The sequence below is a fragment of the Streptomyces sp. NPDC019443 genome (genome assembly GCF_044389785.1).
Lineage (GTDB): Bacteria > Actinomycetota > Actinomycetes > Streptomycetales > Streptomycetaceae > Streptomyces.
Genome location: NZ_JBIRYJ010000034.1, coordinates 1 through 26,805, shown reverse-complemented (window position 1 = coordinate 26,805; position 26,805 = coordinate 1). Strand labels below are relative to the sequence as shown.

The window sequence follows — 26,805 nt, the reverse complement described above, 5'->3', positions numbered from 1 at the left end:
CAGCGGTAGCTGGGGGAGTGCGTGCCAGGCGTCGCGGGGCTGGGGGCACCTCCCAGGCGAAGCTCTGGGGGAGGGACTTCTAAAACACGCCCTAGTCCGCCGTGCCGTACATCCGGTCGCCCGCGTCGCCGAGCCCCGGCACGATGTAGCCGTTGTCGTTGAGCCGCTCGTCGACCGAGGCGGTGACGACCGTGACCGGCGCGCCCGCCAGCTCGCGCTCCATCACCTCGACGCCCTCCGGCGCCGCCAGCAGCACGACCGCGGTCACATCGTCCGCGCCGCGCTTGATCAGCTCCCGGATCGCCGCGACGAGCGTGCCGCCGGTGGCCAGCATCGGGTCCAGGACGTACACCTGGCGGCCCGAGAGGTCCTCCGGCATCCGGGTCGCGTACGTCGAAGCCTCGAGGGTCTCCTCGTTGCGGATCATTCCGAGGAAACCCACCTCGGCGGTCGGCAGCAGCCGCACCATGCCGTCGAGCATGCCCAGGCCGGCCCGCAGGATCGGCACGACCAGCGGGCGCGGGTGCGAGAGCTTCACGCCCGTCGTCCCGGTGACCGGGGTCTCGATGTCCACCTGCTCGGTGCGCACATCCCTGGTGGCCTCGTACGCGAGCAGGGTGACCAGCTCGTCGGCGAGCCGCCGGAAGGTCGGGGAATCGGTGCGCTTGTCGCGCAGCGTGGTGAGTTTGTGCGCCACCAGCGGGTGGTCGACGACATGGATCCGCATGGCGCCAACAGTAGCCCGGGGTCGCATCAAGGGAGGGTCCGGAGGGAAGGTGGAACCGTACGGACCCAGCCGTGGGGTGGTGTGTGGCCGATGCCGGAGCCTGAGCATGATCCTGAGCAGTACGACATAGAAACCGAGAGCGATGCGCAGCGGAGGCGGCGACGCGCCCAGTTCCTGCGCGAACTCAATGAGGCCAAGGCACTGCGCGACCGCGTCCAGCCACGGCGGGCCCGAGCGGCCCGGATGCGCCAGCAGATGCGCATGCGGACCTTCCGCTGGTAACCGGTCCTGGTGAGAACTGATGGCCGACGCAACGACGGAAGACCTCTCGCATCGGCTTGGTTTCTGCCACGATTCCGAGTGGGCGGGGCACAGAGCATTTGCACCGCCGGTCGTCACACCTCTGATCAGTGGGAGAGTCACGGTGTACTTCGCCGCACTGCTCGCGCGCACTCAAGACGGGTGGGAAGCGAGCGACACAGAGCTCGACGATGTGGAGACCCTGTCGGATCTGACCGACCTGGCCCGTGAGGCCTCGGTGGACGAGGACACGGTGCTCGTCTACATCGAGCAGGAGGACGCTTGGTTCGGGATCATCCGGGTCGAGGGTGAGGAGGATCCTCGTATCTTCGTCTCGGACGCGGCCGCGGCCGCGCGTTCCTCGTACGGGGAAATCCTCACCAATGAACTGCTCGGCGGGGACGATGAGGACCCGGCCGACGATCTGGACGCGCTGGACCTCGACGGCACGGAGGACGGAGAGCCGGACGAGGACGACGAGGAGGGCGAGTCCGCCCCGGTCGGCGAGCTGGTGCCTGCGGGACCGGTCGGCGACCGCTTCGTCCTCGCGGACCTGGGGCTGTCGGAGAAGGAGCTGCTGGCACTGGACACGGACGCTTTGGCGGAGATCGCGGACTCGCTGGGCGCGGCCGAGGTGCTGGAAACCGTCCGCTAGTGACTCCGGCTCCCCCATCCCCTCCCGTAGGTGATCCAGTACGCGATCCCTGGGAGGAGCCGATGCGTCTCGCCCTGGCCGAGGCGGAGCGCGCGGCGCTGTCCGGCGATGTGCCGGTCGGCGCCGTCGTGCTGGCCAGGGACGGCACGCTGCTCGCCGCCGGGCACAACGAACGCGAGGCGACCGGCGATCCGACGGCGCACGCCGAGGTGCTGGCGATCCGCAGGGCCGCGGCCCTGACCGGCGACTGGCGGCTGAGCGGCTGCACGCTCGTCGTGACGCTGGAGCCGTGCACGATGTGCGCGGGCGCGATCGTTCAGTCCCGGGTGGACCGGGTGGTCTACGGCGCACGTGACGAGAAGGCGGGTGCGGCCGGCTCGCTCTGGGACGTCATACGGGACCGGCGGCTGAACCACCGGCCCGAGGTGATCCTCGGCGTGCTGGAGCAGGAGTGCGCGAAGCAACTGACGGACTTCTTCCGCGAGCGCTGACCGCCGCGAGCGCTGACCGACAGGTTCCCGATGCGGGTTCCCGATACGGATTTCAGAGCACGGCCCACCTTGGGCTAAGCTCTCTCCCGGTAGCGTGTCCGAGCGGCCGAAGGAGCTCGCCTCGAAAGCGAGTGTGGGGAGACTCACCGAGGGTTCAAATCCCTCCGCTACCGCTCTTGTCGAAGGGACCCCGGTGCATCGCACCGGGGTCCCTTCGTCTTTGACGTGTGCGGCCCCCCAGTGGGGGCCGGTTCCTGGCCCGTTAGACTCACGCGACGCACGACAGGGGGCTGCAGAGGCCAAAGGGATCGCAGGGGAGGCAGGGGCTGATGGTGCAAACGAAGAAGATAGCTCTCTACATCGTCGTCGTCTTCGTGCTGTACACGATCATCACCTCCCCGGCCAAGGCCGCCGACCTGGTCCAGATAGGGTTCGAGGGCATTTCGAGCGCCGCGCAGGGCGTCGGAGAGTTCATGTCCGAGCTCGTCAATTAGGAGTGCCCCCTTGATCCGCCATCTGGTCCTCTTCAAGCTCAATGAGGGCGTCGAGCGCGACGAGCCGCGTGTTCTCGCCGGTGTGAAGGCCTTCCAGGAGCTGGATGGCGTCGTACCCGAGCTGGAGTTCTGGGAGTGCGCCTGGAACATCACCGACCGGCCGATAGCCTATGACTTCGCCATCAACTCGGCAGTCGCCGACCGCGATGCGCTGAACCGGTACATCGAGCACCCGGCCCATCAGGCGGCCGCCGGACAGTGGCGCGAGTTCGCCACGTGGGTGATCGCCGACTACGAGTTCTGAGCCCCCGGCTTCCCAGGCCCCTCGCCACTCTGGCGAGGGGTTTTTTGAGGTTTAAATCCCAACTTACCGTCAACACGGCGTTATCAGGTGCTTGCACACAGTGGACATGTCTTGTGATGCTATGACCGCTTTTGACGGATGAGTTGACCGTAGTTGACCGCAAAGGGGTCGCGTGACCGTGCCGGCCAGTACTGCGCCTCAGGTGCCGCCCCAGAACGAGCGGCCCGACGATCCCCCGGCCACTGCCGGGAAGCCCCAGAGCAGGGGCGCGGACACCCGGGCACTGACCCAGGTGCTCTTCGGCGAGCTCAAGGGACTCGAACCGGGCACCCCGGAACACTCCCGGGTCCGTGGGGCGCTGATCGAGGCGAATCTGCCACTGGTGCGGTACGCAGCCGCCCGCTTCCGCAGCCGCAATGAGCCGATGGAGGACGTCGTCCAGGTCGGCACGATCGGGCTCATCAACGCGATCGACCGCTTCGACCCGGATCGCGGGGTGCAGTTCCCGACCTTCGCAATGCCCACCGTGGTCGGCGAGATCAAGCGGTACTTCCGCGACAACGTACGGACCGTGCATGTGCCACGACGGCTGCACGAGCTGTGGGTGCAGGTCAACGGCGCGACCGAGGATCTGACGACCGCTCACGGCCGCACACCCACGACCGCCGAGATCGCCGAGCGACTGAAGATCGGCGAGGACGAGGTGCTGGCCTGCATCGAGGCCGGGCGCTCGTACCATGCGACCTCGCTGGAGGCGGCCCAGGAGGGCGACGGGCTGCCCGGGCTGCTCGACCGGCTCGGTTACGAGGACCCGGCGCTGGCCGGCGTCGAGCACCGTGATCTCGTACGCCACCTCCTCGTACAACTGCCCGAGCGGGAGCAGCGGATCCTGATGCTCCGCTATTACAGCAATCTGACGCAGTCGCAGATCAGCCAGGAACTGGGCGTCTCCCAGATGCATGTGTCAAGACTGCTGGCCAGAAGCTTTGCGCGGCTGCGATCCGCAAACAGGATCGAGGCGTAGCTGGAACGGGTAGACCTCTCCAGGGTTCCTTTCAGCCACCTATAAGCCGCACACCCCCTCTTTCCAGCGCAAATTCACCCGATACATGTCGACATGTCACTACAGCGTGTTGCCGACATGTGACATTCTGCCGGAACCGCGTTTGCCGCAGCCCCGCCTCCGGTATTCAGGTGGAGGCTGCGTTCCTCCGATGGTCGTGGCCGCCGCGACCGTCCGCGACCTCAAGGGGGTGGCATGTCCTCAGAACAGGGCAGCTCCAAGGTGCTCACGCTCACAAAGAGCGCTCCCGCACCCGTCGTGCCTGACAGCTCGGAAGCCATCGACACCCGCACCCTGTCCCGCTCCCTGTTCCTGCGGCTGCGCGCGCTGGACACCGAGAACGCCGCGGGCACGGGCAACACCCCGGAGCGCACCTATGTGCGCGACACCCTCATCGAGCTCAATCTCCCCCTCGTGCGGTACGCCGCTGCCCGCTTCCGCAGCCGCAATGAACCGATGGAGGACATCGTCCAGGTCGGCACGATCGGCCTGATCAAGGCGATCGACCGGTTCGACTGCGAACGGGGCGTGGAATTCCCGACGTTCGCGATGCCGACGGTCGTCGGCGAGATCAAGCGCTTCTTCCGCGACACCTCGTGGTCGGTGCGGGTGCCGCGCCGGCTCCAGGAGCTGCGGCTCGCGCTGACCAAGGCCAGCGACGAGCTGGCGCAGAAGCTGGACCGCTCCCCGACCGTTCCCGAACTGGCAGCGGTGCTCGGGGTGTCGGAGGAGGACGTGGTCGACGGCCTCGCCGTCGGCAATGCGTACACCGCCTCTTCGCTGGACTCCCCGTCGCCCGAGGACGACGGCGGCGAAGGCTCGCTGGCGGACCGGCTCGGGTACGAGGACTCGGCACTGGAGGGCGTCGAGTACCGCGAATCGCTCAAACCCCTGCTGGCCAAACTCCCGCCCCGCGAACGGCAGATCATCATGCTGCGCTTCTTCGCGAACATGACCCAGTCGCAGATCGGCGAGGAGGTCGGCATCTCCCAGATGCATGTCTCGCGGCTGCTGACCCGTACGCTCGCGCAGCTGCGGGAGGGCCTGATCGCCGACTGAACCCGGCGGAACCCAGTGGCCGGGGGTTCCTTATTGACGGTGCGTCAGACACACTGACGCGATGCGACGACGTCATGGAGCAGCTCTCGCAGCGGTCGCGCTCTGCCTCGGCGGGGCGATGACCGCGTGCGGGAGCAGTGGCGGCGACGGTTATGTGGCGGTCGGCGCCGCCGGGTCCGGGCCCGACGAGGCGCCCAGCGCCGCCGTGCCGCCGAAGGGCGAGGTCGTACTGGTGCCGCTGGACGGCGCCGTGCCGTCCGGTGACTCGGAGGGGAAGACGCCGGGGAAGCCGGGTGAGCGGGAGCTGCCCGCCGTCCCGGGCGGCGGCACGGGGAGTGCCGTCGGCGGTACTGGTGGCGTCACAGGCGGCACCGGAAGCCCGGCCGGTACGGGCGGAGCCTCAGGCGGCGGTACGGGAAGTACGGGCGGATCAGGTGGTTCGGGCGGCCCGGGCGGCCCTCCTGCCACCCCAACCCCGCCCGGTACACCGCCGAAGCCTGCCCCAACACCCCAAGGGCCCGCCGTACTCACGCTCGGCGAACCGATCCGCGCCGCCCTCGACAAGCGCTGGTGCGAGAAGGTGACGGTTCAGTTCCGCAACACCGGCGGCTCACCGGTGACCTCGGGCACCGTCACCTTCGCGACACACATCATCGGCGCACTCGGGATCGACTGGGCGACCATCGAGTCGGCTCAGCCCCTGCCCGCGCCGATCGCCGCGGGAGGGTTGAGAAAGCAGGCGTACACCGTGTGCGTGGACGCCTGGCGGGTGCCGCTGGGCATGCATATCGAGACCCAGAGCGTCACCGCCGTATGGAAGTGACCCGGCGGAAGGTGACTCGGTCGGCGTGATCAGCCGAGCGCGAGCCAGGCCACCGCGCCGAGGATCACGACGACCGCGATGACGCCGGCGATCAGCCCGGCGCGCGAGGACGACTGCGCGGGTGCCGCCGCCTGGCGGCCCTGCGGCGCACCCTCGTCGACGAAGGCGCGGAACATCTGGGTGCTGCCCGCCGGGTCGTAGTTGCCCTCGGGGCCCTGACCTTGGGGAGCGTGGGGGTTGTGTGCCATGGGGCAGGACCCTAGCGAACCCAGGTGGCGGGCCCAACCCCGGGCGGGTAGCAGATATCTCGCTGTGCGGGCCATGACCGGCGGCATGCGAAGCCTTTGGTGTTCCTTTACTACTGCAAGCCCGTTTTCGTTTGCCTGTAGCAACCAACGGGTTCTATGGTTGCCCTAAGCAACAAGATGGGGAGGGTCCGGCCATGGCCGCACAGAGTCAGTACGCGGAACTGGCCCGCCAGCTCAGCGCCATCGGCGCCATAAAGCGTGGCATCGCGCGGATCCTGCCCGTCGAGTGCCCGTCCGGCTCCGCCGCCGTGCTCACCCTGCTGGACCGGCACGGTGGGATGCGGATGAGCCGGCTCGCCGAACTCCTCGCCGTCGACATGTCGGTGACCAGCCGGCATGTCGCCCACGCCGCCGAGCGCGGCTGGATCGAACGGACCCCCGACCCGGGCGACAAGCGCTCCCGCATCCTGCGGCTGACCCCCGCGGGCCTGGACATGCTCGACGAGCTCGCCCAGCGAACCACCGACATGTTCGCCCGCCACCTCAACGACTGGTCCGACGACGAAGTCGGACAGCTCATCGTGATGCTCGCCAGACTGCGCGACTCCTTCGGAGACTGCCGGGCCCACGCCCCCGTACACCCGCATGACACGACGTAAGACAAGGAACTCAATGGCTACGACCACACCAGCCGGTGTGCGGGGCGGCCACGCCAAGCATGGAGGGCATTCCTCCGCCGAAGGCGCGCCGATGACACACAGGCAGATCATGGAGGCGTTGTCCGGGCTGCTGCTCGGCATGTTCGTCGCCATCCTGTCGTCCACGATCGTTTCCAACGCCCTGCCGGAGATCATCACCGACCTCGGCGGCGGACAGAGCGCCTACACCTGGGTGGTGACGGCCTCGCTCCTGGCGATGACCGCGACCACCCCGCTGTGGGGCAAGCTCTCCGACCTCTCCTCCAAGAAGCTGCTGGTCCAGATCGCCCTGGTCATCTATGTCCTGGGCTCGGTGGTCGCCGGGCTCTCACAGAGCGCGGGCATGCTCATCGCCTGCCGCGTCGTCCAGGGCATCGGCGTCGGCGGTCTCTCCGCCCTCGCGCAGATCGTGATGGCCGCGATGATCGCCCCGCGCGAGCGCGGCCGCTACAGCGGCTACCTCGGCGCGACCTTCGCCGTCGCCACCGTCGGCGGCCCGCTGCTCGGCGGCGTCATCACCGACACCGAGTGGCTCGGCTGGCGCTGGTGCTTCTACGTCGGCGTGCCCTTCGCGCTCATCGCGCTGATCGTGCTGCAGAAGACCCTGAAGCTGCCGGTGGTGAAGAGGCAGGTCAAGGTCGACTGGGCGGGCGCGTTCTTCATCAGCGCCGCGGTCTCGCTGCTGCTGGTCTGGGTGACCTTCGCCGGTGACAAGTACGACTGGATCTCCTGGCAGACGTACGCCATGGTCGGCGGCTCGGTCGTGCTCGGCGCGTTCTTCCTGCTCGTGGAGTCGAAGGCGAGCGAGCCGATCGTCCCGCTGCGGCTTTTCCGCAACCGCACCATCACGCTCGCCTCGCTGGCCTCGCTTTTCGTCGGCGTCGCGATGTTCGCGGGCACGGTCTTCTTCAGCCAGTACTTCCAGCTGGCGCGCGACAAGTCGCCGACGATGTCCGGCGTCATGACCATCCCGATGATCGGCGGCCTGTTCATCTCGTCGACCGTCTCGGGCCAGATCATCACCAAGACGGGCCGCTGGAAGGCCTGGCTGGTCAGCGGCGCCGTGCTGCTGACGGCGGGCCTCGGTCTGCTGGGCACCGTGCGGTACGACACCGAGTACTGGCACATCGCGGTCTTCATGGCCGTCATGGGTCTCGGCCTCGGCATGATGATGCAGAACCTGGTGCTCTGCACGCAGAACCAGGTCGCTCCGGCAGACCTCGGCTCGGCCAGCTCGGTCGTCACCTTCTTCCGTTCGCTGGGCGGCGCGGTCGGCGTCTCCGCGCTGGGCGCGGTGATGTCCAACCGGGTCACGCAGTACGTCAAGGACGGGCTCGCCGAACTCGGCCCGCAGGGCGCGGCGCTGGGCCACGGCGGCACGGGCGGCGGGGGCATCCCCGACCTGGACAAGCTGCCGGCTCCGATCCGTACGGTGATCGAGAGCGCGTACGGGCACGGGGTCGGCGACATCTTCCTCTACTCGGCGCCGTTCGCGCTGCTGGCCTTCCTGGTGACGCTGTTCATCAAGGAGGTGGCGCTCAAGTCGAGCGCGGAGCCGGAGACGTCGGAGGGTTCTGTCCGGGGTGTCGCGCGGGGTGTCGCGCGGGGTGTCGCGCGGGGTGTCGTGTGGGCAGGCACCGATCACCGTCCGCTGGCCGACGCCCGGGTGTCCCTGCTGGACGCCACGGGGAAAGTGGTCGCCACCGCGACGACCGGGGCCGACGGGGCGTACGCCTTCGCCGACCTGGACACGGGGGAGTACACGGTCATCGCGACCGGATACCCTCCGGTGGAGGGCGCGCTGACGGTGGCCGGTCGCGGGGTCGAAGGCCACGACATCGAACTCGCCCACCCCGGCGAGTAGTCGATCCCCCGGGGGGCGTTCCGAGCGGAGGCGGCTCCTCGGCCATCGGCACGACGCTGAGGGTGAAGCCGGCCATCCGGGCCGTCCAGGGTGAGGGCCTGCCGACGGCCTGAGGATTAGGCTGCCGCGCATGGCACCCAACATCGCCACCAACACCACGGTGGAACTGGACGAGTTGCTGGAGTTCGTACGCCCCAGGCACCGGGCAATCCTGCTGACCGCCCGCGCGGACGGCACCCCGCAGGGCTCCCCGCTGACCTGTGGGGTCGACGACTCGGGCCGGATCGTGATCTCCACATACCCGGAACGCGCGAAGACCCGGAACGCGAAGCGGAACCCGCAGGTCAGCTTGGTCGTCCTGTCGAACGACTGGGACGGGCCGTGGGTCCAGGTGGACGGCACGGCGGAGGTGATCGACTCCCCGGAGTCGGTGGAGCCGCTGGTGGAGTACTTCCGGAATATCGCGGGGGATCATCCGGACTGGGACGAGTATCGCGAGGCGATGGTGAAGCAGGGGAAGTCGATCATTCGGGTGACGCCGGGGAGGTGGGGGCCGATCGCGAAGGGCGGGTTCCCGGCGAGGCTGAGCGAGAGCTGACGCGCGGGGGGTTTTGCGGCTGCGCCGCGGTGGGGGGCGTGCCTCGGCCCCGTGGTGGAGCGGGGTGCGGGCGCGGTCATTCCCCCACCCTCCGCCGCGTGGGGGGGCGCGCCCCAGGTCCCCTTGGCGGAGGGGTACGCGGGGTGCGAGCGCGGTCTTTCTCCCCTACCCCGCCCCTTCCCGAAACTGGGGGCAAGCCCCCGGGCCCCCTGCGGGGGCGAAGAGGTACGTGGGGGCTGACGCCCCCACACCCCGGCCACTCCGGCGGCTTCGCCGCAGAGCACGCGGGAAACGGGGTGGGGCTGAGGTCCCCGCACCCCGGGCCGGTCCGGCGGCTTCGCCGCTGAGCCGACGAAGCGGGGCGTGCCCCCAGGCCCCCTGCGGGGAGGGGAAGAGGTACGTGGGGGGCTGACGCCCCCACACCCCCGGGGGCTTCGCCGCGGTGCACAGGAAAGTGGCGCTGAGGGACCCGCACCCCGGGCCGGTCCGGCGGTTTCGCCGCCGAGCCCAGGAAGGCGGGGCTAGCCCCGAGCCGCTCTCTGGCGGCTTCGCCGCGGTGGCCCACAAGGCGGGGAGCTGAGGCGTCCACCCCTTGGGCCACCCGTACCGGGTGCCCGCTGGTGGGGAGGGGCCGTGCAGGGTCGTCCCCGCAGGGGATCGGCGGCCGGACCCAGTGATCAACACCAACCCCTTCACGCCGCCGACCCCGAGGAGTCGAGCCCGGAGGGGCACCGGAACCCGCACCCCACGACACCGGACAACCCCACGACCCGCACAACGCACCCCGCGGCACAGGGCAACCCCGAAGCCCGCACCGCGGACCCCCGCCCCGCGGCATCCCGGACCCGCGCAACGCACGCCCGCGCCCCGCGGCACCGGGCACCCCCGCCGCCCGCACCGCGGACCCCCGCACCCCGCGGCGCCGGGCCACCCCCTACGCGCGAGCAACCATCGCTTCGATGCCTGCCACCAGCAGCTCCAGCGCAAAGTCGAAGTCCCGCTCCCGCATTTCCTCCACCGTGTCCCCGCCCCGCGCCTCCATCAGTTCCGACGCGTTCGCGAAGCTCTCCTTGAACTCCGGCTGCTCGCTGATCGTCCCCATCGCCTGGCGGAAGTACTCGTCCTGGCTCATCCCCGCCGCCGCGCACCGCTGGATGAAGTGCCCCTCGATCGTTCCGAACCCGTACACGAACTGGAAGACCGCCGACAGCCCGCCCATCTGCCCGTGCGGCGGCAGCCCGGTGTTCCGCATCACCTGCTGCACCGCCAGCGAGAACGCCATCGAGTGCGGCCCGATGTTCAGGAACGTACCGATCAGCGCCGACACCCACGGGTGCCGCACCAGCAACGCCCGGTAGCCCGTGGCCAGTTCACGCAGCTGGTCTCGCCAGTCCGTCTCGGTGCTCACGTCCGGCAGTGGGAGGGTTCCGAACACCGCGTCGAGGGCGAGCTCGAGCAGGTCGTCCTTGGTGTCGACGTACCAGTAGACGGACATCGCGGTGACGTTCAGCTCCGCGGCCAGGCGGCGCATCGAGAACTTGGCCGCACCCTCGGAGTCCAGCAGCCGGACCGTCGCCTCGATGATCTTGTCGCGGTCCAGTCCGGCCGGCTGGCCCGACTTACGGCTCCGGTCCCGATCCCGATCCCGGTCCTTGCCGTCCAGCCACACACTCGTCCGCGCGGGACCCTTCGCGCGGTCGGCCGCACTCACCATCGCGCACCCTCCTCGGTTGGCCCCCGCCCCGATGCTATTCCGCTGCCCTGGGTGATTCTGCCCGGTCCGCCCGCCCCAGCAGCATCGCGGCCAGCAGGCCACCGGCCAGCACCGCCACCGCGCCGACCAGCTGACTCGCCTGGAGGCCGGAGGCAAAGGCGTCCGAGATCCGCTCCCGCTCACCGGCGCCCCCGCGGCCGCCGGCGCAGCGGGCAGCGAGGCCGCCCCGACCACCGTCGGTACGAGCGCGGCGAAGCGGGAGTTGAGCACGGCACCGAGGACGGCCACGCCCAGCCCGTTGCCGAACTCCGCGAGCGTGCCGTTGATGCCCGCGCCCACCCCCGCCCTCGCAGGCGGGATCGCGCTCGTGATCGCGTTGGCCATCGCCGCCTTCGGGAGCGCGACGCCCGCGCCCATCACGACAAGACCGAGCAGCATGCCGGAGTACGCATCTCCGCCGAGGGAATCCTCGTACGCCGTATAGGACTATTTCTCGTCGGTCAGGTCGTAAAGAGTCGCGCCGTCCACGGTGACCTTGGTGAAGGTGGACTCGACCCAGGAAGTGATCCCGGAGCTGGAGTTGCCGCCGGGCCCGCCGCCCTGACCACCACTCGCGATGAAGTAGTGGATCTTCCCGTCCGCGACGTACTGCTTGAACTGCGCGAGGGTCGGGGACGGGTCACTGCCGTTGAAGCCGCCGATCGCCATCACCGGCTTCTCGGTGGCGAGCTGGTAACTGGCCGCGTTCTGGGAGCCGATGGCCGCGGCGGCCCAGGTGTAGTCGTCGGCGTTCTGCTTCAGCTCGGCCTCGACCTTGGAGTTGACGTTCGCGCCGTTGAGGAGACCGCCCATGCCGCCTCCCATGCCGCGCTCGCCGGCCTGGCCGCCGCCCTGGAACCCGCCGGGCATCTGGCCCTGGACCCGACCCTGCCCCTGCCCCTGGCCCTGGCCCTGCTGCCCGCCGGTCGGGGGCTGGCCCACGCCGCCCCCGGGACCACCCTGCTGGTTCTGGCCCTGGCCCTGCGCCTGGCCGGGCGGCTGCATCCGGCCGCCGACCCCGCCGCCCGGGCCACCACCGCCCGGGCCACCACCGCCCGGGCCACCACCCCCCGGACCACCGCGGCCTCCCGCCACCGCGGGCCCCGCCGTCACGATCGAGCCCGCGTGCCCCTCGCTCACCGTCGTGAGGGAGTACGCGACCGGCCCCGCCAGCGACGCCGCAATCCCCAACACCGCGGCGCCGAGCGCCAGTCGACGGCCGAGCCGCCCCGCGAGCAGCAGCCCCGCCGCGGCCGCAAGACCGCCGATCAGCACCGCCCACCGCAGCCACGGCAGATAGTCCGTGCTCCGGCCTAGGAGGATGTACGACCAGTACGCCGTCACCGCGACCGTGCCGCCGAGCGCCGCCGACGCGAGGAACGAACGCCGCTCCTCCCACAGCACGGTGGCGCCCATGCCGACGAGCGCGGCGATGTACGGCGCCAGCGCCACCGTGTAGTACTCGTGGAAGATCCCGGCCATGAAGCTGAAGATCCCCGCGGTCATCAGCAGCGAACTGCCCCAGACCAGGAACGCCGCCCGCGCAGTGTCAGTCCTCCCCCAGAGCCTGCCGGCCTGGGAGGTACCCCCAGCCCGCCAGGTGACGACGAATCCGGCGATGAGCAGCAGCAGCGCGGCGGGCAGCAGCCAGGAGATCTGGCCGCCGATGTTCCCGCTGAACATCCGGTCGATGCCACTCTCGCCCCAGCCGCCACCGCCACCTCCGCGGGCCCCGCCACCAGCGCCTCCGACGCTGCCGGTCTCATTGCCGTTGATCCGGCCGAGGCCGTTGTAGCCGAAGGTCAGCTCCAGGAAGCTGTTGTTCTGCGAGCCGCCGATGTACGGGCGCGAGGAGGCGGGCCACAGCTCGACGATCGCCACCCACCAGCCGCCCGCGACGACCATCGCGAGCCCGGCGAGGGCGAGTTGGCCGAGTCGCCGCCGCAGCGTCGTCGGCGCGCACACCGCGTACACCACCGCCAGCGGCGGCAGGATCAGGAACGCCTGGAGCGTCTTCGTCAGGAACGCGAAGCCGACCGCGACGCCCGCCCAGACAAGCCACTTCGTCCGCGCGCCTTCGAGGGCGCGCAGCACGCAGTACACCGTCACCGTCATCAGCAGCGCGAGCAGCGCGTCCGGGTTGTTGAAGCGGAACATCAGCGCGGCGACGGGCGTCACGGCAAGCACCGCGCCCGCGATCAGCCCGGCGGTGGGCGTGAAGCGCCGGCGTACGGCCCCGTACAGCACGCCCACCGTGGCGACCCCCATCAGCACCTCGGGCAGCAGGATCTGCCAGGAGCCGAGCCCGAAGAGCCGTACGGACAGGGCCATCGGCCACAGCGCGGCCGGGGGCTTGTCGACGGTGATGGAGTTCGCGGCGTCGGACGAGCCGAAGAAGAAGGCCTTCCAGCTCTCGCTGCCGGCCTGGGCCGCCGCGGAGTAGAAGGAGTTGGCGTAGCCCGACGCGCTGAGGTTGTAGAGGTAGAGGAGCGCGGTGGCGACAAGGAGCGCGAGGAAGGCGGGACGCACCCAGCGGGCGTCCTCGGCACGCCCGCGCCACCAGCGCGCGGGCGCCGACGCGGAACTCCGTCGTCCGTGCCCCGCGGGGGCCGAGGGATCCGCCCACACGGGCGGAGCCACAGTGACAGCGTCCCCGGCGGCAGCCACGGCATCCCCTGCGGCAGCACCGCCCGGCTGCATACCCCGGTATCGGTCATGTTGCGTGGTCATCGTCGATTCCTCGTCATCGTGATCGTCTCGTCGTCGAGGGGCATGGCGTACAGAGGCACGGTCGTGTCCCCGCGAGTGGTGGCGGCGGGTGCGCCCGGTCCGCCCGGCACGGGCACGTCACCGCGCCGGTCGGGGAAGACCCACGCGCGGAAAAGCAGGAACCGCAGCACCGTCGCCGCCAGGTTCGCGGCGATCAGGACCGCCAGCTCCGTGCCGTGGGACGGGTTCCCGGCGGCCGCGTCCAGAGCCGCCAGCGAGCCGCTGGTCAGGGCGAGGCCGATGCCGAACACGACCAGGCCCTGGGCCTGATGGCGTACGGCGCGGTCCCGGCCGCGCACCCCGAAGGTGAGCCGCCGGTTCGCGGCCGTGTTCGCGACGGCGGACAGCAACAGCGCGCCCGCGTTGGCGACTTGAGGCCCGGCTCCCGCCCGGAAGACCGAGTACAACAGCAGATACAGCAGGGTCGAGAGCGCGCCGACCACACAGAAGCCGACCAGCTGCCGGGCAAGTCCGCCCGGCACTCCGGTCAGCTGCCTGTCCCGCGGATCGTCCCCGAAGGGCCGCGCCAGCCGGTCCAGCGGCAGCGCGCCGACCGCCAGCGCCCGCCCCACCCGCCACACACCCTTGAGGTCCTCGGTCGCCGTGCTCACGATGTGCACCGTCGAGTCGGGGTCGTCGACCCAGTCCACCGGCACCTCGTGGATACGCAGCCCGGCTCGCTCGGCCAGCACCAGCAGCTCGGTGTCGAAGAACCATCCGGTGTCCTCGACCATCGGGAGCAGCCGCTCGGCCACCTCCCGCCGTATCGCCTTGAATCCGCACTGCGCGTCGGAGAACCGCGCCGCCAGCGACGACTTGAGAATCAGGTTGTAGGCGCGCGAGATGAACTCCCGCTTCGGGCCGCGCACCACGCGCGACGAGCGCGCGAGCCGGGATCCGATCGCGAGATCCGAGTGCCCGGAGATCAGCGGCGCGACCAGCGGCAGCAGGGCGTTGAGGTCGGTGGACAGATCCACGTCCATATAGGCGAGGACGGGCGCGTCGGAGTGCGACCACACGGTGCGCAGCGCACGCCCCCGGCCCTTCTGCTCCAGCCGGTACGCCCGTACCTCGGCGATCGAGCGGTCGAGCCGGGCGGCCACCTCGGGCGTGCTGTCGGTGCTCGCGTTGTCCGCGACGGTGATCCGGAAGCCGTACGGGAAGGTCCGTGCGAGGTGGTCGTGCAGTCTGCGCACACACCGCTCGAGGTCGTCCTCCTCGTTGTAGACCGGGATCACCACGTCGAGTACGGGCAGGTCGGCCGTGTCGGCGAGCAGATGCTCCCGGGCCGGCAGAGTCCCCCTTGGGGTGTCGGTTCGCATGGAACGACACTCGGCGGGCGCGCTGTCACGGCTGTGTGATGTGCCTGTGCCCCGTCTGTGAGTCGTACGCGGGAGCCCGGGCCACCAGGTCCGCGGGCAGGTGTACGCCGACGACCGTGCGCCCCGGCTCGGACCGCACGCCCACCGTGCCGCCGTGCGCGGTCACCACCGCCTGCACGATCGCCAGGCCGAGACCGGTCGACCCGGCGTGCCGGGACCTGGACGCGTCGCCCCGCGCGAACCGTTCGAAGATGTGCGGGAGCAGCTGGGGCGGGATGCCGGGCCCGTCGTCCTCGACCTCCAGCACGACCGTGGGGCCCGCCCCGGCGACATCGCCGCACCACACCCGTGCGGTGACGGTCGTGCCGGGCGGTGTGTGGGTACGGGCGTTCGCCAGCAGATTGACCAGCACCTGATGGAGCCGGGCGCCGTCGCCCCGTACCGCCGCGGGCTCGACCGGCAGCTCGAGGAGCCACTTGTGGTCCTGGCCCGCCGCCCGCGCATCGCTGACCGCGTCCACGACCAGCGGTGAGAGATCAGTGTTCTCGTACGAGAGCGGGCGTCCGGCATCGAGACGGGCGAGCAGCAGCAGATCCTCCACCAGGCCCGTCATCCGGGTCGCCTCTGCCTCGATCCGCCCCAGCGCATGGCGGGTGTCCGCGCCGACGTGCTCCCGGCCGCGCCGGGTGAGTTCGGCGTAGCCGCGTATCGACGTCAGCGGTGTACGCAGCTCATGGCTGGCATCCGCCACGAACTGCCGTACCCGCGTCTCGCTCTCCTGCCGCGCGTGCAGCGCGGAGTGCACATGGTTGAGCATCCGGTTGAGCGCCGCGCCGACCTGACCGACCTCGGTCCGCGGATCGGCCTCGGCGTCCGGGACCCGCTCGTGCAGGGCCACCTCGCCGCTGTGCAGCGGCAGTTCGGAGACCCGCGTAGCGGTCGCGGCGACCCGCCGCAGCGGCCGCAGCGCGACCCCGACCAGAGCGGTGCCCGCGATCCCGGCGGCCGTCAGCCCGGCACCCGCGACACAGAACTCGACGACGATCAGCGTGCGCAGGGCGTCCTCGACCTCGCCCGCCGGGATCCCGACGAGAACGGTCAGTCCGGTGTGCGTGCTGACGGACAGCACGCGGTAGCCGCCAAGGCCCGGCAGCTCGACGCTGTGCACCTGCCCGTCGCGCGCCACCGCGGCGAGCGCCCGGTCCTGGGCATCGTCGAGGGGTCTGGAGTCGTCCCGGTGCAGCCCGCTGGTGGTGCTCTCGACGGTCCTCCTGGACTCGGTCGTCCCACCGCCCGGGGAGACCACAGCACCGACGGTGCCGAAGGGCTGGCCGCCGCCGCCGAGGAACTCCAGCGGCTCGCGGGCCGGTTCAAGCGCTGCGGGCCCCGGCAGACCCTTGGGCGGATCGGCCCGTACGGCGATGCTGCGCAGCTGGTCGTCGAGCTTCCCGTACATATAGCTGTCGAACGCGATCGTCGTGACCGTACCGATCACCGCCGCCACCACCGCGATCAGCATCACCGCGGAGACCACGAGCCGGGTCCGCAGCGACCACCGGCGGCTCCGGGTCCTACTCACCGGGCTTGATCAGATAGCCGGCCCCACGCCTGGTGTGGATCATCGGCGTACGTCCGGCGTCGATCTTCTTCCGCAGATACGAGACATAGAGCTCGACGACATTGGCCTGCCCGCCGAAGTCGTACGACCACACCCGGTCGAGGATCTGCGCCTTGCTGAGCACCCGCCGCGGATTGCGCATCAAAAAGCGCAGCAGCTCGAACTCGGTCGCGGTCAGATGGATCGACTTCCCGCCCCGGCTCACCTCGTGGCTGTCCTCGTCGAGCGTCAAGTCCCCCACCGCCAGCAGGGATTCGCTTCGTACGGCCGCCGTCCCCGACCGCCGGATCAGCCCGCGCAGCCTGGCCACGACCTCCTCCAGCGAGAACGGCTTGGTGACATAGTCGTCGCCGCCCGCCGTCAGCCCCGCGATCCGGTCCTCGACCGCGTCCCTGGCGGTCAGGAAGAGCACCGGCACCTCGGGCAGTTCGCGCCGCAGCCGCCCCAGCACCGCGAGCCCGTCCATGTCGGGCAGCATCACATCGAGCACCACCGCGTCCGGCCGGAAGTCGCGCGCCGAACGCACCGCGCCGGCGCCGTCCCCGGCGCTGCGCACCTCCCAGCCCTCGTAGCGCAGGGCCATGGACAGCAGCTCGCTCAGCGCCGCCTCGTCGTCCACGACGAGCACCCGGACGGGGCTGCCGTCCGGCCTGAGCATTTCGGTACGCCCCTGGGGCGAGGTCGCGGTCATGCTCGTACCCTGCGACCTCGCCCTGAGAGGGTCCTTGCCCTTCCCTGTGAATTCCCTGAGAAAGCGCTAGGAGGGGTCGGGAGCGGCGGGCAGGTCGAAGAGCCGCGCTCCGTTGTCGTGGCAGACCGCCCGCAGCCAGCTGTCCCCGATCCCCAGCCGTTCGAGCGCCTGTAGCTGGTGGGCGTACGGATACGGAATGTTGGGGAAGTCGGACCCGAGCAGAATCCGGTCCGTCAGCTCCAGCAGCCGCCCCTTCTCCCGCTCGGGGAAGGGCGCGAAGCGCTCGCTGAAGTCCGTGAAGGCCATCGTCGTGTCGACGCGGACCTCCCCGTACCGCTCCGCGAGATCGAGGAAGTCGGCGTACTCCGGCATCCCCATGTGCGCCACGACCAGCCGCAGCCGCGGATGCCGCGCGAGGAGCCGCCCCACCGGCTCGGGCCCGGTGTGCTTGCCGGGCACCGGCCCGGACCCGCAGTGCACCACCACCGGTACCCCGGCATCGGCGAGCAGCCCCCACACAGGATCGAGCAGCGCGTCATTGGGGTCGTACGCCCCGACTTGAAGGTGCGCCTTGAAGATCCGGGCCCCGCGCTCGACGGCCTCGCGCACGTACCGCTCGACTCCCTCCTCGGGGAAGAGGGTCGCGGTCTGCAGGCACTCGGGTGTGCGCAGGGCGAAGTCCGCGGCCCAGCCGCCCAGCCACTCGGCCATGCCCGCCTTGTGCGGATAGAGCATCGAGGTGAAGGCACGAACCCCGAAGTCACGCAGCAGCGCGACCCGTCGCTCCTCCTCGTGCCGGTAGGTGATCGGCCACTCCATGCCGGTCAGCGGCCCGACGGCGTCGAAGTAGGCCCACACTTTCCTGAGGACCTGCTCCGGCATGAAGTGGGTGTGTACGTCGACGAGCCCGGGCAGTCCGAGCCGCGTCCAGAACTCCCGTACTTCCGCGGCCTCGTCCTGGTCCGCCGTCTCACTGCCGTCACTCACGCTCAAAGCCATAACTCCGCTCGACCTTGCCCACATGGACGCTGTAGCTCTCGTACCACTCGGCGCGTCCGCGCTTCTGCGCGGCCTGGTGCTCCAGATTCCGCTGCCAGACGGCTATGGATTCCTCGTCCCTGAAGTAGCCGACTGAGATCCCGAGCCCGCCGGGGGTGCGCGCCGACTCGTATCCCAGGAAGCCGGGGACCCCCTGCACAAGTTCCTTCATCCGCTCGGCGGTCTCGCCGTAGCCCTCGGGCCGCTCGGTCTGAACGGAGGTGAACACCACTGTGTAGTAAGGCGGTTCATGTGCCGCGACAGGCCTGATGCTTTCGATGCTCATGACGCCCACCTTCCGTGCCAGGTCAGGGAGGTGTCCACCCTCATTGCCGTAAGGGATCCAAACGGGATCCAAGACTTGACCATCCGGTCAGAAGAGCCCGTCCTGCACCGATCCGGGCGCGGGGCCCATGTCGGCGAGGGGCACCGTCACCCCCGCCCCCGAGTCGGACCCGACGAGCGCCCACCCGGTCATCAGCCGGGTATCGAGTACGACAAGTCCGTCCCCCGCGGTCCGCAGATGCAGATCGGGCCCGGCGGCCGCCACCAGCCGCCCGGCAACCACCCCGCCGTCCACCAGCTCGCGCACCACCCCCGTCGCGGCCGGCAGCCCCTCGAGACCGAACACCCCGGTGTGGTCGACCGCCTCGAAGCCGATGCGCTCCAGCGACTCGGCCCACCCGGCAAGCCCGACCGCACGCCCGTGCAGCTCCTCGACCTCCGCGGCCCGCTCGGCCGCCCCCGGCAGCGCGGACCGCACCGCCCGTTTGTCCGCGTACGGAATCCGGTCCGGCACCCCCAGCGCACTGCGCAGCAACTCCTCGGTCCGCCGCGCCGCCATCAGCGGCCCGCGCCCGAGCCAGCTGAAGACCACGGCCCCCTGCTCAAGCAGCCGCGCGGGCCCGCGCTCCTCCGCGGTGATCCCGACCTTGACCATCCCCGGCCCGAACCAGGCGAGATACACGCGGTACGTCCGCGGGTCGTCGGCCATGGTGTCGGCGGCCACCGAGTGCGCCCGGTCCAGCCGCGCACACTCCGCACACCGCGCCCCTGTCGCCCGCCCGCTCACGACGGCCAGCAGGGGACAGGGATTCCCACGCGCCCCGACACACCGCCGCTGCCCTTCCGCCCGGAACCCCAGCTCTTTCCCAGGGGCCAGCGGGCTGACCCGCCCGCCTTCCCACGCGAGTACGGCCATCCGCGCCCCGCGCGGCCAGCTGAGCCCGGCGCACCGCCACGCCATACACACCTCCGCCCACTACGCGGGACGCTACCCGAGCCCTCGGCACAGGCACTCGACGAGGCGAGCGGCGATGGTCCCGTCGGGGTCGAGGCGCGGATTGAAGATCGTCACATCCAGGCCGACGGCCCGCTCGTCGCCCAGCGCCGTCCGCAGCACGCTCTCCAGCTCGGCCCAGCTCAGCCCACCGGGCAGGCGGTAGTCGACAGCCGGCATGAGCGCGTCGTCCAGCACGTCGACATCGAGGTGCACCCAGTAGTCGCCGAGCCGCCCGACGGCCTGCCGCGCCGCCGCAGCCGCCCCAATCGCACGCACCCCGTCGAGGTCGACGGCACGCAGCCGCTCCGGCAGTGGCTGCATCCCGGCCGCCGCGGACTCCTCGGAGTCCCGGAACCCGAAGGCGACGACGTCCTCGTCCCGCACCAGCGGCCCAAGACCTTCGATGTCGGCCAACACCCGCGGCCCGCGCCCGGTCGCCAGGGCGAGCTCCATCGACGCCACTTCACCGGTCGGCTCCGCGGTCGGCTGGTAGAAGTCGGTGTGCCCGTCGAGGAACAGCAAGCCGTACTGACCCCGGCGGCGCAGCGCGAGGAGATTGCCGAGCAGGATGCTGCAGTCCCCGCCGAGGACGACGGGGAAGAGCCCTCGATCGATGACCCCGCCAACAGCGTCCGCCAGCCGTACGGAGTAATCGGCGATACCAACCGGATTGAGCACCCCGGTCTCCGGGTCCCGCGCCGGGTCGTACGCCGCCGCCTCAACCCTCCCCGCCCGCACCGCCCCAAGCCGATCTCCGAGCCCGGCCCCGACCAGCGCCGCGGGCAGCTCCTCAACCCCGGACGGCCGCAGCCCAAGGACGGACGGCGCCTCGATGATCGCCGGCTCTCGCACTCCGAACTCCTTCGTCGGACGCACGCTCTGGTCGCTGTCGATGATGGGCGGTCAACGGCGACCGCGCGACCGGGACGGACGAAGGGGTACGGGCAACGCAAGAGGCCCCCCGGATTTCTCCGAGGGGCCTCTCACCTGTGTGCACTCGGCAGGATTCGAACCTGCAACCTTCTGATCCGTAGGATCGGGCAGCCCCTTGGTGGCGGCCATTCTGGCCTGCTGGCTCGGGTGTGGGGTGAGCGGCTGGCAGGCGTTGTGTGCCGTCGTTGCCGTCAGCGCTGCCGTCAACCGCGGCACGGTCAGACAGCTTGTGCCAGGGCACGCTCAGCCGATGCTCTGAGCGTGACTCCAGAGCTCTTCGGCATGGTCGGCGAACCGGGCGAACATGCCGCTCGGCCCGTGGCGACGCAGGTGCAGCATTGGTGAGTCGTGCCCGACGAGTCTTCCCAGGTGCGGCGTGACCAGGGCCTCGTCATCGAACAGGAACACCGACAGGCTGACGTGGCTGACGGCGTTCTCCGCGCTGCTGTAGCGCGCCTCCACACCCTCGAGGGGGCCCAGCCGTTCTCGGTGCTCCAGGGCGATCCTGATGCGCGTGGAGACCGTCAGAGCCACGTCCTCGATGGCTTCCCGCAGTCTGGTCACCTCCCCCTCGGGTCACCCAGCAGGAACCGGACCCTGCACCCCCGCCCGGCGCCAAGCAACGCCCCGACGTCGCCGCCGTGGCGCCGACGTCCGTGTGACCGTCGGCGAGCCCTTCGACGTGCGCATAGGGATACGCAACGAAGGACAGCCCGCACGCGATCGATCGCACCCGATGTCCACGTAGAGATCCCGAAGTGGGTCGAGGTACGCGAGGCCGACGGACGATGCAAGAAGAGCAGATGGCCCGGCTTCCATGAGGACTACAAGGACGTGCCGGTTCCCACAGGGGCGCTGTACTACTGCACCGAGCCTCTCCGGACGGAGGGAGAGCAGTTCTCCCTGTATCCGGGCCGCCACAATCTCTTCCGCTTCACTTTGGCGGCGACGAAGCCGCTCTCCCGTTCCCGCGGCATCGTCTTCACGAGCGAAGCCCATGGGCGCGAGCGCGGCATAACAGTGAAAATCCCGGCCGGCTGACGGTCACCGCCTCACCGTCCTAGCCACTGGTGCGCTCCGATTTCCTGACCGCGGGGCAACCATTGTCCGAGGTTGGGTGTCTCGTCTTCGACATGCAGGCGTACCAAGGGGGGGCTATGAAGCCTGGCAGAACCGTGGCTGCCGCTGTTGCCGCCGTCGCGATCGTTGCAGCGGCCCCAGCTGCGGACGCTCGGCTGACGACTGACGACCCGCTCCGTGAGTGCGTTTGGCCTGCTGATGGGGATGAAGGCGTGGGCCCCGCGTACAGGTTCGACTTCATCGACGCGCCTCGCACCATCGTCGCGGGCAGCGGCTGGCACACGTTTTCCATACGCTTCAGGGGATACGCCGCGCCGACCGCAGCCAACGACTTCAGGTGGTACCTGGACCTCCACAAGGGTTCTGGGGAGGTCGAACAGGTGAGGCGTCCTGCCGCCACCAAGGTTGATTACAGGGATAAGGAAGGCACCTGGCGCCCGCTGGGCCCGGACCACATCAAGGCGGATCAGGTCGACAATCCGGGGAGGGTGACGGTGCGCCTGAGCGTGGGCAGCGGAGCCCCGACCGGCAAGGCCAGCCTCGTGGTGTGGGCCGGATCCCGTTACCAGAGCCCAATTCCGGGCGAATCATGGGAGGAGTCCGGTCCGTGCCGGGACGCCGCCTCGGCCACGTACCGCGTCCGGATCGAGTCGGAAACGTATCGCTTCCGGATCGAGCCTGGCTGGGGAATCCCCGTCGACAAACTGGTCCTCTGCGGTGGACTCGCGCTTGCTGTCAGCGCTGGTGTGATCCTCTTGCGCAGGCGCCGCCGGGCCGCGAAGGCGTTGTGAGTCGTGAGACCCGTCGGCAGCATCATCGTTCATAGCGAGCGGTCGGCGGACGATGACACAGTCAAGCACTGGCGCGACCGGGCACGGAGCACCAGTTTTGGAAGACGCCGAATGCGGAGTCCTGTTGAGCTGCGGGGACACTGACCTGGGGCAGAGCGGCTACATCGCTCGTACTCCTCGCAACTCCGTACTTGCGAGGACCGCAGCTGTCTTGGAGGCTACGACTTGCCCTGCTACGAAATGGCCTACGGGGCGCCGGCAGTGCTGGGAAACTCCTCGATAGCCCACCTGCGGAAGTGGAGAATCCCGCGCCCTTCGTGTTTACGCAGGACGTCCACCACTTTGCGGACCCTCTTTCTGTTGCGCGCTGGAACGTACAACACACACTCCCCGCGCTGCAATGCAGCGTGGTGGACGCTCAGCGCTTTTCCCTCGTAGGCACCACGCTGCAAAAAACGTGTAAGTCGCGCAACTAGCCCATGGCGAGAACCTTGGGCATCCAAAAGGCGGGCTCCCTCCGGCCCGCACAGAAGGTGCACCCAGGACAGATCGACGCCCGCGGCCTCCAGGTCTCGGCAGGCACGCTCTGCCTGTTCGTCGCTCTGAAAGACTGCCACTACACGCTGAACTGGATAGAGATAAAATCGCTCTTCATTCTTGTGCGGCTGACCCATGCCGGATCTCTCCGTTTCCGTGCAGGCGCCCCTGTGGTTGCTGATGAGAGGCGTTCGGACCCACGGCATGACCTAGTAACAACCCTAGCGCGAGCATGCGCTGCGCTCCACAGGGGAAGCGCCCCGGGGCGTCTTCAGGCAGCGGTGCCGCCCCTCTTGAGGGCGGTCTAGGCGAATCAAGGTCGACGGAGTCTCAATGTCGGGTTCCGGTGGCGCCAAGACACCGCGACGTCAGCCGGACGGCCACAGCCGATTTTCTCCCCTTCGGGGGGTCGCCATCAGGAGATCGGACTACTCAATGGCCGAGTCAAGGCGACAGGGCGCCGTCCATTGATGAAGACAACGCCCCGCGCGGTACACAGGATTTGAACCTGTGGCCTCATCCTTATCAGGTCGGTCCAGAGCCACTCTCGACCCTACTCGCTGGCGAATGCCTCCCGGTTAGCGCTTCGCCGAGGTTCGCTGCGGACCGCTGCGGTTTGCTGTTGCTGGTGTCAGCTGCTGATGTCGGCATAAAGATGGGGCTTGACAGCCCGTATCGAGGGCGTGGACGGGAGCGCTCAGCTCGGAGCGGTCGGCCTGTACTCGTGCGCCCTGCCGCCCACCCATTCGACCCATGTGGGGTCGTCCAGGAGATCGTCTGCGTCGGGTAGGCCTGCTTGGCGAAGGAATTCCAGCAGGTCCCGGTCGGAGTGGGCTAGTCCCATGATCTGGTCCCGCACGGTGACCCGCCGACCGCCGGTCGGAGAAATCCGGTGCACCACAATCGGGGGGCGCCTCGCACGCCTTCAGGCTGCGACGGGTGGCCGGTCACAGCATGCCAAGGTCTCGGTCGCGACGGCAGATCGTGCACGGTTCGACGTGTGGGGCGAGGGCAGCCAGTGCCTGCTCGCGGCCCTGCCGAATGCCGGGCTTACCAGCACCTTCCCGTCCCTGCGAGCAGCACCACCCCACCGGAGGGTGGAACCGGCGCTTAACCCAACGTGACAGGGGCCACCAGCTTGCCCGCTACCACCCCGAACAGCCGAAACGGCCCGCCGGAGAACCGACAGACCGTCACGAAAGTTCGAGGCTAGCCGTGCCACGAGTCCTGAGAGAGGTGGAGATCGTCGTAACCATTCATGTACAGCGAAGAGTTGGCGGAAATGTCACTCGTGCCGGGGAATGTTGTGCCGAAGCAGCCGCGCGTGCGCCGCCAGTGTTGTATGTATTGAGTTCGCCACGGATAAGGGCGGCCTTGGTGCCACTGTTCTGCACCACAAGCACAGCCTGGGCACCACCACTGGAATTGCGCACGATACACGTCTTGAACTTGATATTGAGCGACAGACGATGCGCCTTGTAGTCCGAACAGTCCCAGTCCGAGTTGGTACTCACCGCCTGCCAGTACGGAGGAGTCGCCACCGCGGGGGTGTCGATAGCAAGGCCGGAGCCAATAACTGCCGCGCCTGCGGCGAGCAGGCTGAGAAGTCTCTTCTTCATCAGGTCTTTCCTCAGTAGTTGTCGTTCGGCCGCCGTGAGAGTAAGCGGGCCCCATAGCGGACAGTTGGCGAGAGTTGTGCCCAGATCACAGCGCCAGTGTCTGACTTGAGCCGAACGAGGCGGGGTTGACGACTGGGGTGTTGCGGCCGCCACCTTCGCGGCCGCTTACTTTCAGGTGTATTCCCAGCCCTTGTCGACGCGGGCAGTCCAGCCGTCGACCGTCAGATCAAATTGGCCTTGACTGGTTACCAGTCGGCCGTCGGACGGGCCGTGGGCGGGGACGATCCGAGCAGAAGAAGACCAGCATCTACTGCAGCAGTCATAGAAAAGCGCCGCATGGATTGTCCCCCGTCGTGGTGGTGCGCCGCTTCGCGGGCACGGTGAGGACCATATGCCTGATCGTAGGGGGACTTCACGGCCTGCACGTTGGCTCTCCGGATCCGCCTCGGCGAGGCAGCCGGGGCGGCAGAGACCACCCCCTCTTGACCGCGCAGCGCAACACCGTATAAAGCCGGCTAGAGCGTGTGCAGAAGACAGTGATTTGAGAATTTCCCTTTTGTGCGTGGGGCGTTGAGGGCTGGGCCGTTGTGGAAGGAGACGTTTACCAAGCTGCGGATGAGGCAGTTCGAGCGTTGTTGAAGGTGGTGCGGGAACGGGCGGGAACGGTCCCGGTGGCGGGCGGCCGTGGTGCCTGCTGCTGGCAGACCGGGTGCTGCGGGTGGCCGTCTTCCACCGCACGAACCCCGTTGGAGTCCACTACCCCGCGGCCGCCGCGAAGCCCGCGTCTGGGCGCTCCACTTGTCGCATCGATCAGGGCGCCAGCAGATGGTGGCATCCACGTCAGGTCGGCGGAGGGGCTTTGGCCGGTGTCCTGCCCGGTTTGGGGTCGAGCATGATCAGGCGGCCGTACGCTTGCCGGCTACTCGGGCAGGCTTGTCCCCTAACGTCGCGTCGTTATGTGGCTGGTGGTTGAGGTGTGACGCGGGGTGTCTCGTCGCGGCGGCAGATGGTGTAGGTGACGTTGCCGGTTGGCAGAGGTCCGGGGGCTCGGATGCGGTGGTTGCTTTCCTTGCGTGGCGCGGGCTCTGGTGCGGTGGGGTCGTCTGGGGATGAGCAGGGCCAGGGCCTCGGCTTGGACGATGGCGATCAGCGGGGGCTGCCCGGCGGTGGGCCGGTAGTGCAGGTGGCGGCGTGTGGCGCGGAGGATGACGGTGAAGGAGATGCGGTCGGGGTCCAGCGCTTTGCGGGTCGTGGGGTCGAGGCTGGCACCGGCGGCGCGGGCGCGTTGTACTCGGCCTTCGCTGGAAGGACGTGGACCTTCAAGTTCGGAGTGATCCAATTCGGCAGAGTCTCCAGCGGGTCAGCGGTGAGCTGGTGCGGGCGGCCACGAAGACAGCTCGCTCCACGCGCCGTGTGCCGCTGCCCGCCGTGTGCGTGACCGCCCTGCGTGCTCGCCGCGCTCAGCAGCACGCCGACCGACTGGCACGCGGGGACCAGTGGACTACAACCGATCTGGCCTTCACGACTCGCAACGGAACACCGATCGAGCCGCGCAACCTGAACCGCGCCTTCGAGGTCCTGAGTCGACGCGCCGGCATTCGTCAGTGCGCTTCCACGACCTTCGGCACACCTGCGCCTGCCTGGTCCACGAGCAAGGGGCCGACGCTCGGACGATCATGGAGGTCCTTGGACACAGCTCGATCCGCGTAACCATGGACGTCTACACCTTCGTCCGACTGGACACACAGCGAGCCGCCTTCGATCGCGTCAGCGATGCGCTGGCTGGCAATGACGGCAACGGACCGGATGACGATGACGGCCCCGCCGGAGTCACAGCCGCGATCTAGGGACGGTTGCCGTCAAACACTGCCGTCAAGACAAAAGCCAGAGGCCCTGTGGATCTCTCCACAGGGCCTCTGAGCTGTTGTGCACTCGGCAGGATTCGAACCTGCAACCTTCTGATCCGTAGCTCTATCCAGAACGGTCAGCAGCGGTCATATTGGCTACTTCGAGGCCTCGGAGGGACTTTATCGAACGGGGTCGGTTGC

General features: G+C 69.3%; 27 protein-coding genes, 1 tRNA gene and 4 pseudogenes. 17 read left to right on the top strand and 15 right to left on the bottom strand.

Going from position 1 to position 26,805, the window contains the following annotated elements:
• Positions 1 to 91 precede the first annotated feature (91 nt).
• Entirely contained in the window at positions 92 to 727 is a 636-nt protein-coding gene (upp, locus tag ACH492_RS39500; protein ID WP_307662440.1) for a uracil phosphoribosyltransferase, read from the bottom strand.
• Positions 728 to 817: 90 nt separating this feature from the next.
• On the opposite strand from upp, the gene ACH492_RS39495 reads away from it, so the two are divergent.
• From ACH492_RS39495 to ACH492_RS39455, 9 genes are all read left to right on the top strand, one after another.
• On the top strand, positions 818 to 1,009 hold the full coding sequence (locus ACH492_RS39495) for a hypothetical protein (RefSeq protein WP_398994203.1): 192 nt from the start codon (positions 818 to 820) through the stop codon (positions 1,007 to 1,009).
• Positions 1,010 to 1,151: 142 nt separating this feature from the next.
• Positions 1,152 to 1,682, top strand: a complete 531-nt coding sequence (locus ACH492_RS39490) for a hypothetical protein (protein ID WP_398994201.1) — start codon at positions 1,152 to 1,154, stop codon at positions 1,680 to 1,682.
• A 62-nt stretch (positions 1,683 to 1,744) separates the two neighbouring features.
• On the top strand, positions 1,745 to 2,173 hold the full coding sequence (gene tadA / locus ACH492_RS39485) for a tRNA adenosine(34) deaminase TadA (RefSeq protein ID WP_398994199.1): 429 nt from the start codon (positions 1,745 to 1,747) through the stop codon (positions 2,171 to 2,173).
• An 88-nt stretch (positions 2,174 to 2,261) separates the two neighbouring features.
• Positions 2,262 to 2,346, top strand: a tRNA-Ser gene (locus ACH492_RS39480).
• Between the two features lie 156 nt (positions 2,347 to 2,502).
• Positions 2,503 to 2,667: a hypothetical protein gene (locus ACH492_RS39475; protein ID WP_307662437.1), complete on the top strand. Its 165-nt coding sequence runs from the start codon at positions 2,503 to 2,505 to the stop codon at positions 2,665 to 2,667.
• Between the two features lie 10 nt (positions 2,668 to 2,677).
• Positions 2,678 to 2,971, top strand: coding sequence for a Dabb family protein (locus ACH492_RS39470; RefSeq protein ID WP_398994197.1), 294 nt, complete (start codon positions 2,678 to 2,680; stop codon positions 2,969 to 2,971).
• A 178-nt stretch (positions 2,972 to 3,149) separates the two neighbouring features.
• Positions 3,150 to 3,995, top strand: coding sequence for an RNA polymerase sigma factor SigF (locus tag ACH492_RS39465; protein WP_307662435.1), 846 nt, complete (start codon positions 3,150 to 3,152; stop codon positions 3,993 to 3,995).
• A gap of 234 nt (positions 3,996 to 4,229) precedes the next feature.
• The gene (locus ACH492_RS39460) at positions 4,230 to 5,093 is read left to right on the top strand and encodes an RNA polymerase sigma factor SigF (protein WP_307662434.1); all 864 of its coding nucleotides are present in this window, start codon (positions 4,230 to 4,232) and stop codon (positions 5,091 to 5,093) included.
• Between the two features lie 61 nt (positions 5,094 to 5,154).
• The gene (locus ACH492_RS39455; protein ID WP_398994195.1) at positions 5,155 to 5,916 is read left to right on the top strand and encodes a hypothetical protein; all 762 of its coding nucleotides are present in this window, start codon (positions 5,155 to 5,157) and stop codon (positions 5,914 to 5,916) included.
• A gap of 29 nt (positions 5,917 to 5,945) precedes the next feature.
• On the opposite strand, the gene ACH492_RS39450 is transcribed toward ACH492_RS39455, so the two are convergent.
• Entirely contained in the window at positions 5,946 to 6,164 is a 219-nt protein-coding gene (locus ACH492_RS39450; RefSeq protein ID WP_398994193.1) for a hypothetical protein, read from the bottom strand.
• Between the two features lie 194 nt (positions 6,165 to 6,358).
• On the opposite strand from ACH492_RS39450, the gene ACH492_RS39445 reads away from it, so the two are divergent.
• The 3 genes from ACH492_RS39445 (at position 6,359) to ACH492_RS39435 (ending at position 9,324) form a co-directional block, all read left to right on the top strand.
• Complete coding sequence (locus tag ACH492_RS39445; protein ID WP_398994191.1) at positions 6,359 to 6,823, top strand: MarR family winged helix-turn-helix transcriptional regulator; 465 nt, start codon at positions 6,359 to 6,361, stop codon at positions 6,821 to 6,823.
• Between the two features lie 13 nt (positions 6,824 to 6,836).
• Complete coding sequence (locus ACH492_RS39440; RefSeq protein ID WP_398994189.1) at positions 6,837 to 8,726, top strand: MFS transporter; 1,890 nt, start codon at positions 6,837 to 6,839, stop codon at positions 8,724 to 8,726.
• Between the two features lie 130 nt (positions 8,727 to 8,856).
• Positions 8,857 to 9,324 (top strand): PPOX class F420-dependent oxidoreductase, encoded by a 468-nt coding sequence (locus ACH492_RS39435; protein ID WP_398994187.1) that lies wholly within the window; start codon positions 8,857 to 8,859, stop codon positions 9,322 to 9,324.
• Between the two features lie 934 nt (positions 9,325 to 10,258).
• On the opposite strand, the gene ACH492_RS39430 is transcribed toward ACH492_RS39435, so the two are convergent.
• From ACH492_RS39430 to ACH492_RS39380, 11 genes and pseudogenes are all read right to left on the bottom strand, one after another.
• A complete protein-coding gene (locus tag ACH492_RS39430; protein WP_398994185.1) occupies positions 10,259 to 11,038 on the bottom strand; it encodes a TetR/AcrR family transcriptional regulator in 780 nt (259 codons plus the stop codon).
• A gap of 34 nt (positions 11,039 to 11,072) precedes the next feature.
• Positions 11,073 to 11,500, bottom strand: a pseudogene (locus ACH492_RS39425) (MFS transporter); the annotation flags it as partial.
• 24 nt (positions 11,501 to 11,524) lie between these two features.
• The gene (locus ACH492_RS39420; RefSeq protein ID WP_398994183.1) at positions 11,525 to 13,807 is read right to left on the bottom strand and encodes an ArnT family glycosyltransferase; all 2,283 of its coding nucleotides are present in this window, start codon (positions 13,805 to 13,807) and stop codon (positions 11,525 to 11,527) included.
• Entirely contained in the window at positions 13,804 to 15,168 is a 1,365-nt protein-coding gene (locus ACH492_RS39415) for a glycosyltransferase (RefSeq protein WP_398994181.1), read from the bottom strand. The genes ACH492_RS39420 and ACH492_RS39415 overlap by 4 nt, the downstream gene beginning before the upstream one ends.
• A 25-nt stretch (positions 15,169 to 15,193) precedes the next feature.
• Positions 15,194 to 16,687 (bottom strand): sensor histidine kinase, encoded by a 1,494-nt coding sequence (locus ACH492_RS39410; protein ID WP_398994206.1) that lies wholly within the window; start codon positions 16,685 to 16,687, stop codon positions 15,194 to 15,196.
• 52 nt (positions 16,688 to 16,739) lie between these two features.
• Positions 16,740 to 17,477 (bottom strand): response regulator transcription factor, encoded by a 738-nt coding sequence (locus ACH492_RS39405; RefSeq protein WP_398994179.1) that lies wholly within the window; start codon positions 17,475 to 17,477, stop codon positions 16,740 to 16,742.
• A 66-nt stretch (positions 17,478 to 17,543) separates the two neighbouring features.
• Positions 17,544 to 18,476, bottom strand: coding sequence for an amidohydrolase family protein (locus ACH492_RS39400; RefSeq protein ID WP_398994177.1), 933 nt, complete (start codon positions 18,474 to 18,476; stop codon positions 17,544 to 17,546).
• Positions 18,457 to 18,801 (bottom strand): antibiotic biosynthesis monooxygenase family protein, encoded by a 345-nt coding sequence (locus ACH492_RS39395; RefSeq protein ID WP_398994175.1) that lies wholly within the window; start codon positions 18,799 to 18,801, stop codon positions 18,457 to 18,459. The genes ACH492_RS39400 and ACH492_RS39395 overlap by 20 nt, the downstream gene beginning before the upstream one ends.
• An 87-nt stretch (positions 18,802 to 18,888) precedes the next feature.
• Entirely contained in the window at positions 18,889 to 19,761 is an 873-nt protein-coding gene (locus tag ACH492_RS39390) for a DUF2797 domain-containing protein (protein WP_398994173.1), read from the bottom strand.
• 27 nt (positions 19,762 to 19,788) lie between these two features.
• Positions 19,789 to 20,649 (bottom strand): arginase family protein, encoded by an 861-nt coding sequence (locus tag ACH492_RS39385; protein WP_398994172.1) that lies wholly within the window; start codon positions 20,647 to 20,649, stop codon positions 19,789 to 19,791.
• 324 nt (positions 20,650 to 20,973) lie between these two features.
• Positions 20,974 to 21,344: pseudogene (locus tag ACH492_RS39380) on the bottom strand (XRE family transcriptional regulator); the annotation flags it as partial.
• A 220-nt stretch (positions 21,345 to 21,564) separates the two neighbouring features.
• Here ACH492_RS39380 and ACH492_RS39375 point away from each other — a divergent pair.
• Positions 21,565 to 21,771 (top strand): hypothetical protein, encoded by a 207-nt coding sequence (locus ACH492_RS39375; protein WP_398994170.1) that lies wholly within the window; start codon positions 21,565 to 21,567, stop codon positions 21,769 to 21,771.
• Between the two features lie 251 nt (positions 21,772 to 22,022).
• Positions 22,023 to 22,601 (top strand): hypothetical protein, encoded by a 579-nt coding sequence (locus tag ACH492_RS39370; RefSeq protein WP_398994168.1) that lies wholly within the window; start codon positions 22,023 to 22,025, stop codon positions 22,599 to 22,601.
• Between the two features lie 1,234 nt (positions 22,602 to 23,835).
• On the opposite strand, the gene ACH492_RS39365 is transcribed toward ACH492_RS39370, so the two are convergent.
• The gene (locus ACH492_RS39365) at positions 23,836 to 24,042 is read right to left on the bottom strand and encodes a hypothetical protein (protein ID WP_398994204.1); all 207 of its coding nucleotides are present in this window, start codon (positions 24,040 to 24,042) and stop codon (positions 23,836 to 23,838) included.
• Positions 24,043 to 24,394: 352 nt separating this feature from the next.
• Positions 24,395 to 24,757, bottom strand: a complete 363-nt coding sequence (locus ACH492_RS39360) for a hypothetical protein (RefSeq protein WP_398994166.1) — start codon at positions 24,755 to 24,757, stop codon at positions 24,395 to 24,397.
• Between the two features lie 558 nt (positions 24,758 to 25,315).
• Between ACH492_RS39360 and ACH492_RS39355 the strand changes: the two are divergent.
• The 3 genes and pseudogenes from ACH492_RS39355 to ACH492_RS39345 form a co-directional block, all read left to right on the top strand.
• A pseudogene (locus ACH492_RS39355) lies at positions 25,316 to 25,499 on the top strand (IS5/IS1182 family transposase); the annotation flags it as partial.
• Positions 25,500 to 26,187: 688 nt separating this feature from the next.
• Positions 26,188 to 26,424 (top strand): annotated as a pseudogene (locus ACH492_RS39350) (hypothetical protein); the annotation flags it as partial.
• 45 nt (positions 26,425 to 26,469) lie between these two features.
• The gene (locus tag ACH492_RS39345; RefSeq protein ID WP_398994208.1) at positions 26,470 to 26,604 is read left to right on the top strand and encodes a hypothetical protein; all 135 of its coding nucleotides are present in this window, start codon (positions 26,470 to 26,472) and stop codon (positions 26,602 to 26,604) included.
• The last annotated feature ends 201 nt before the right edge of the window (positions 26,605 to 26,805 follow it).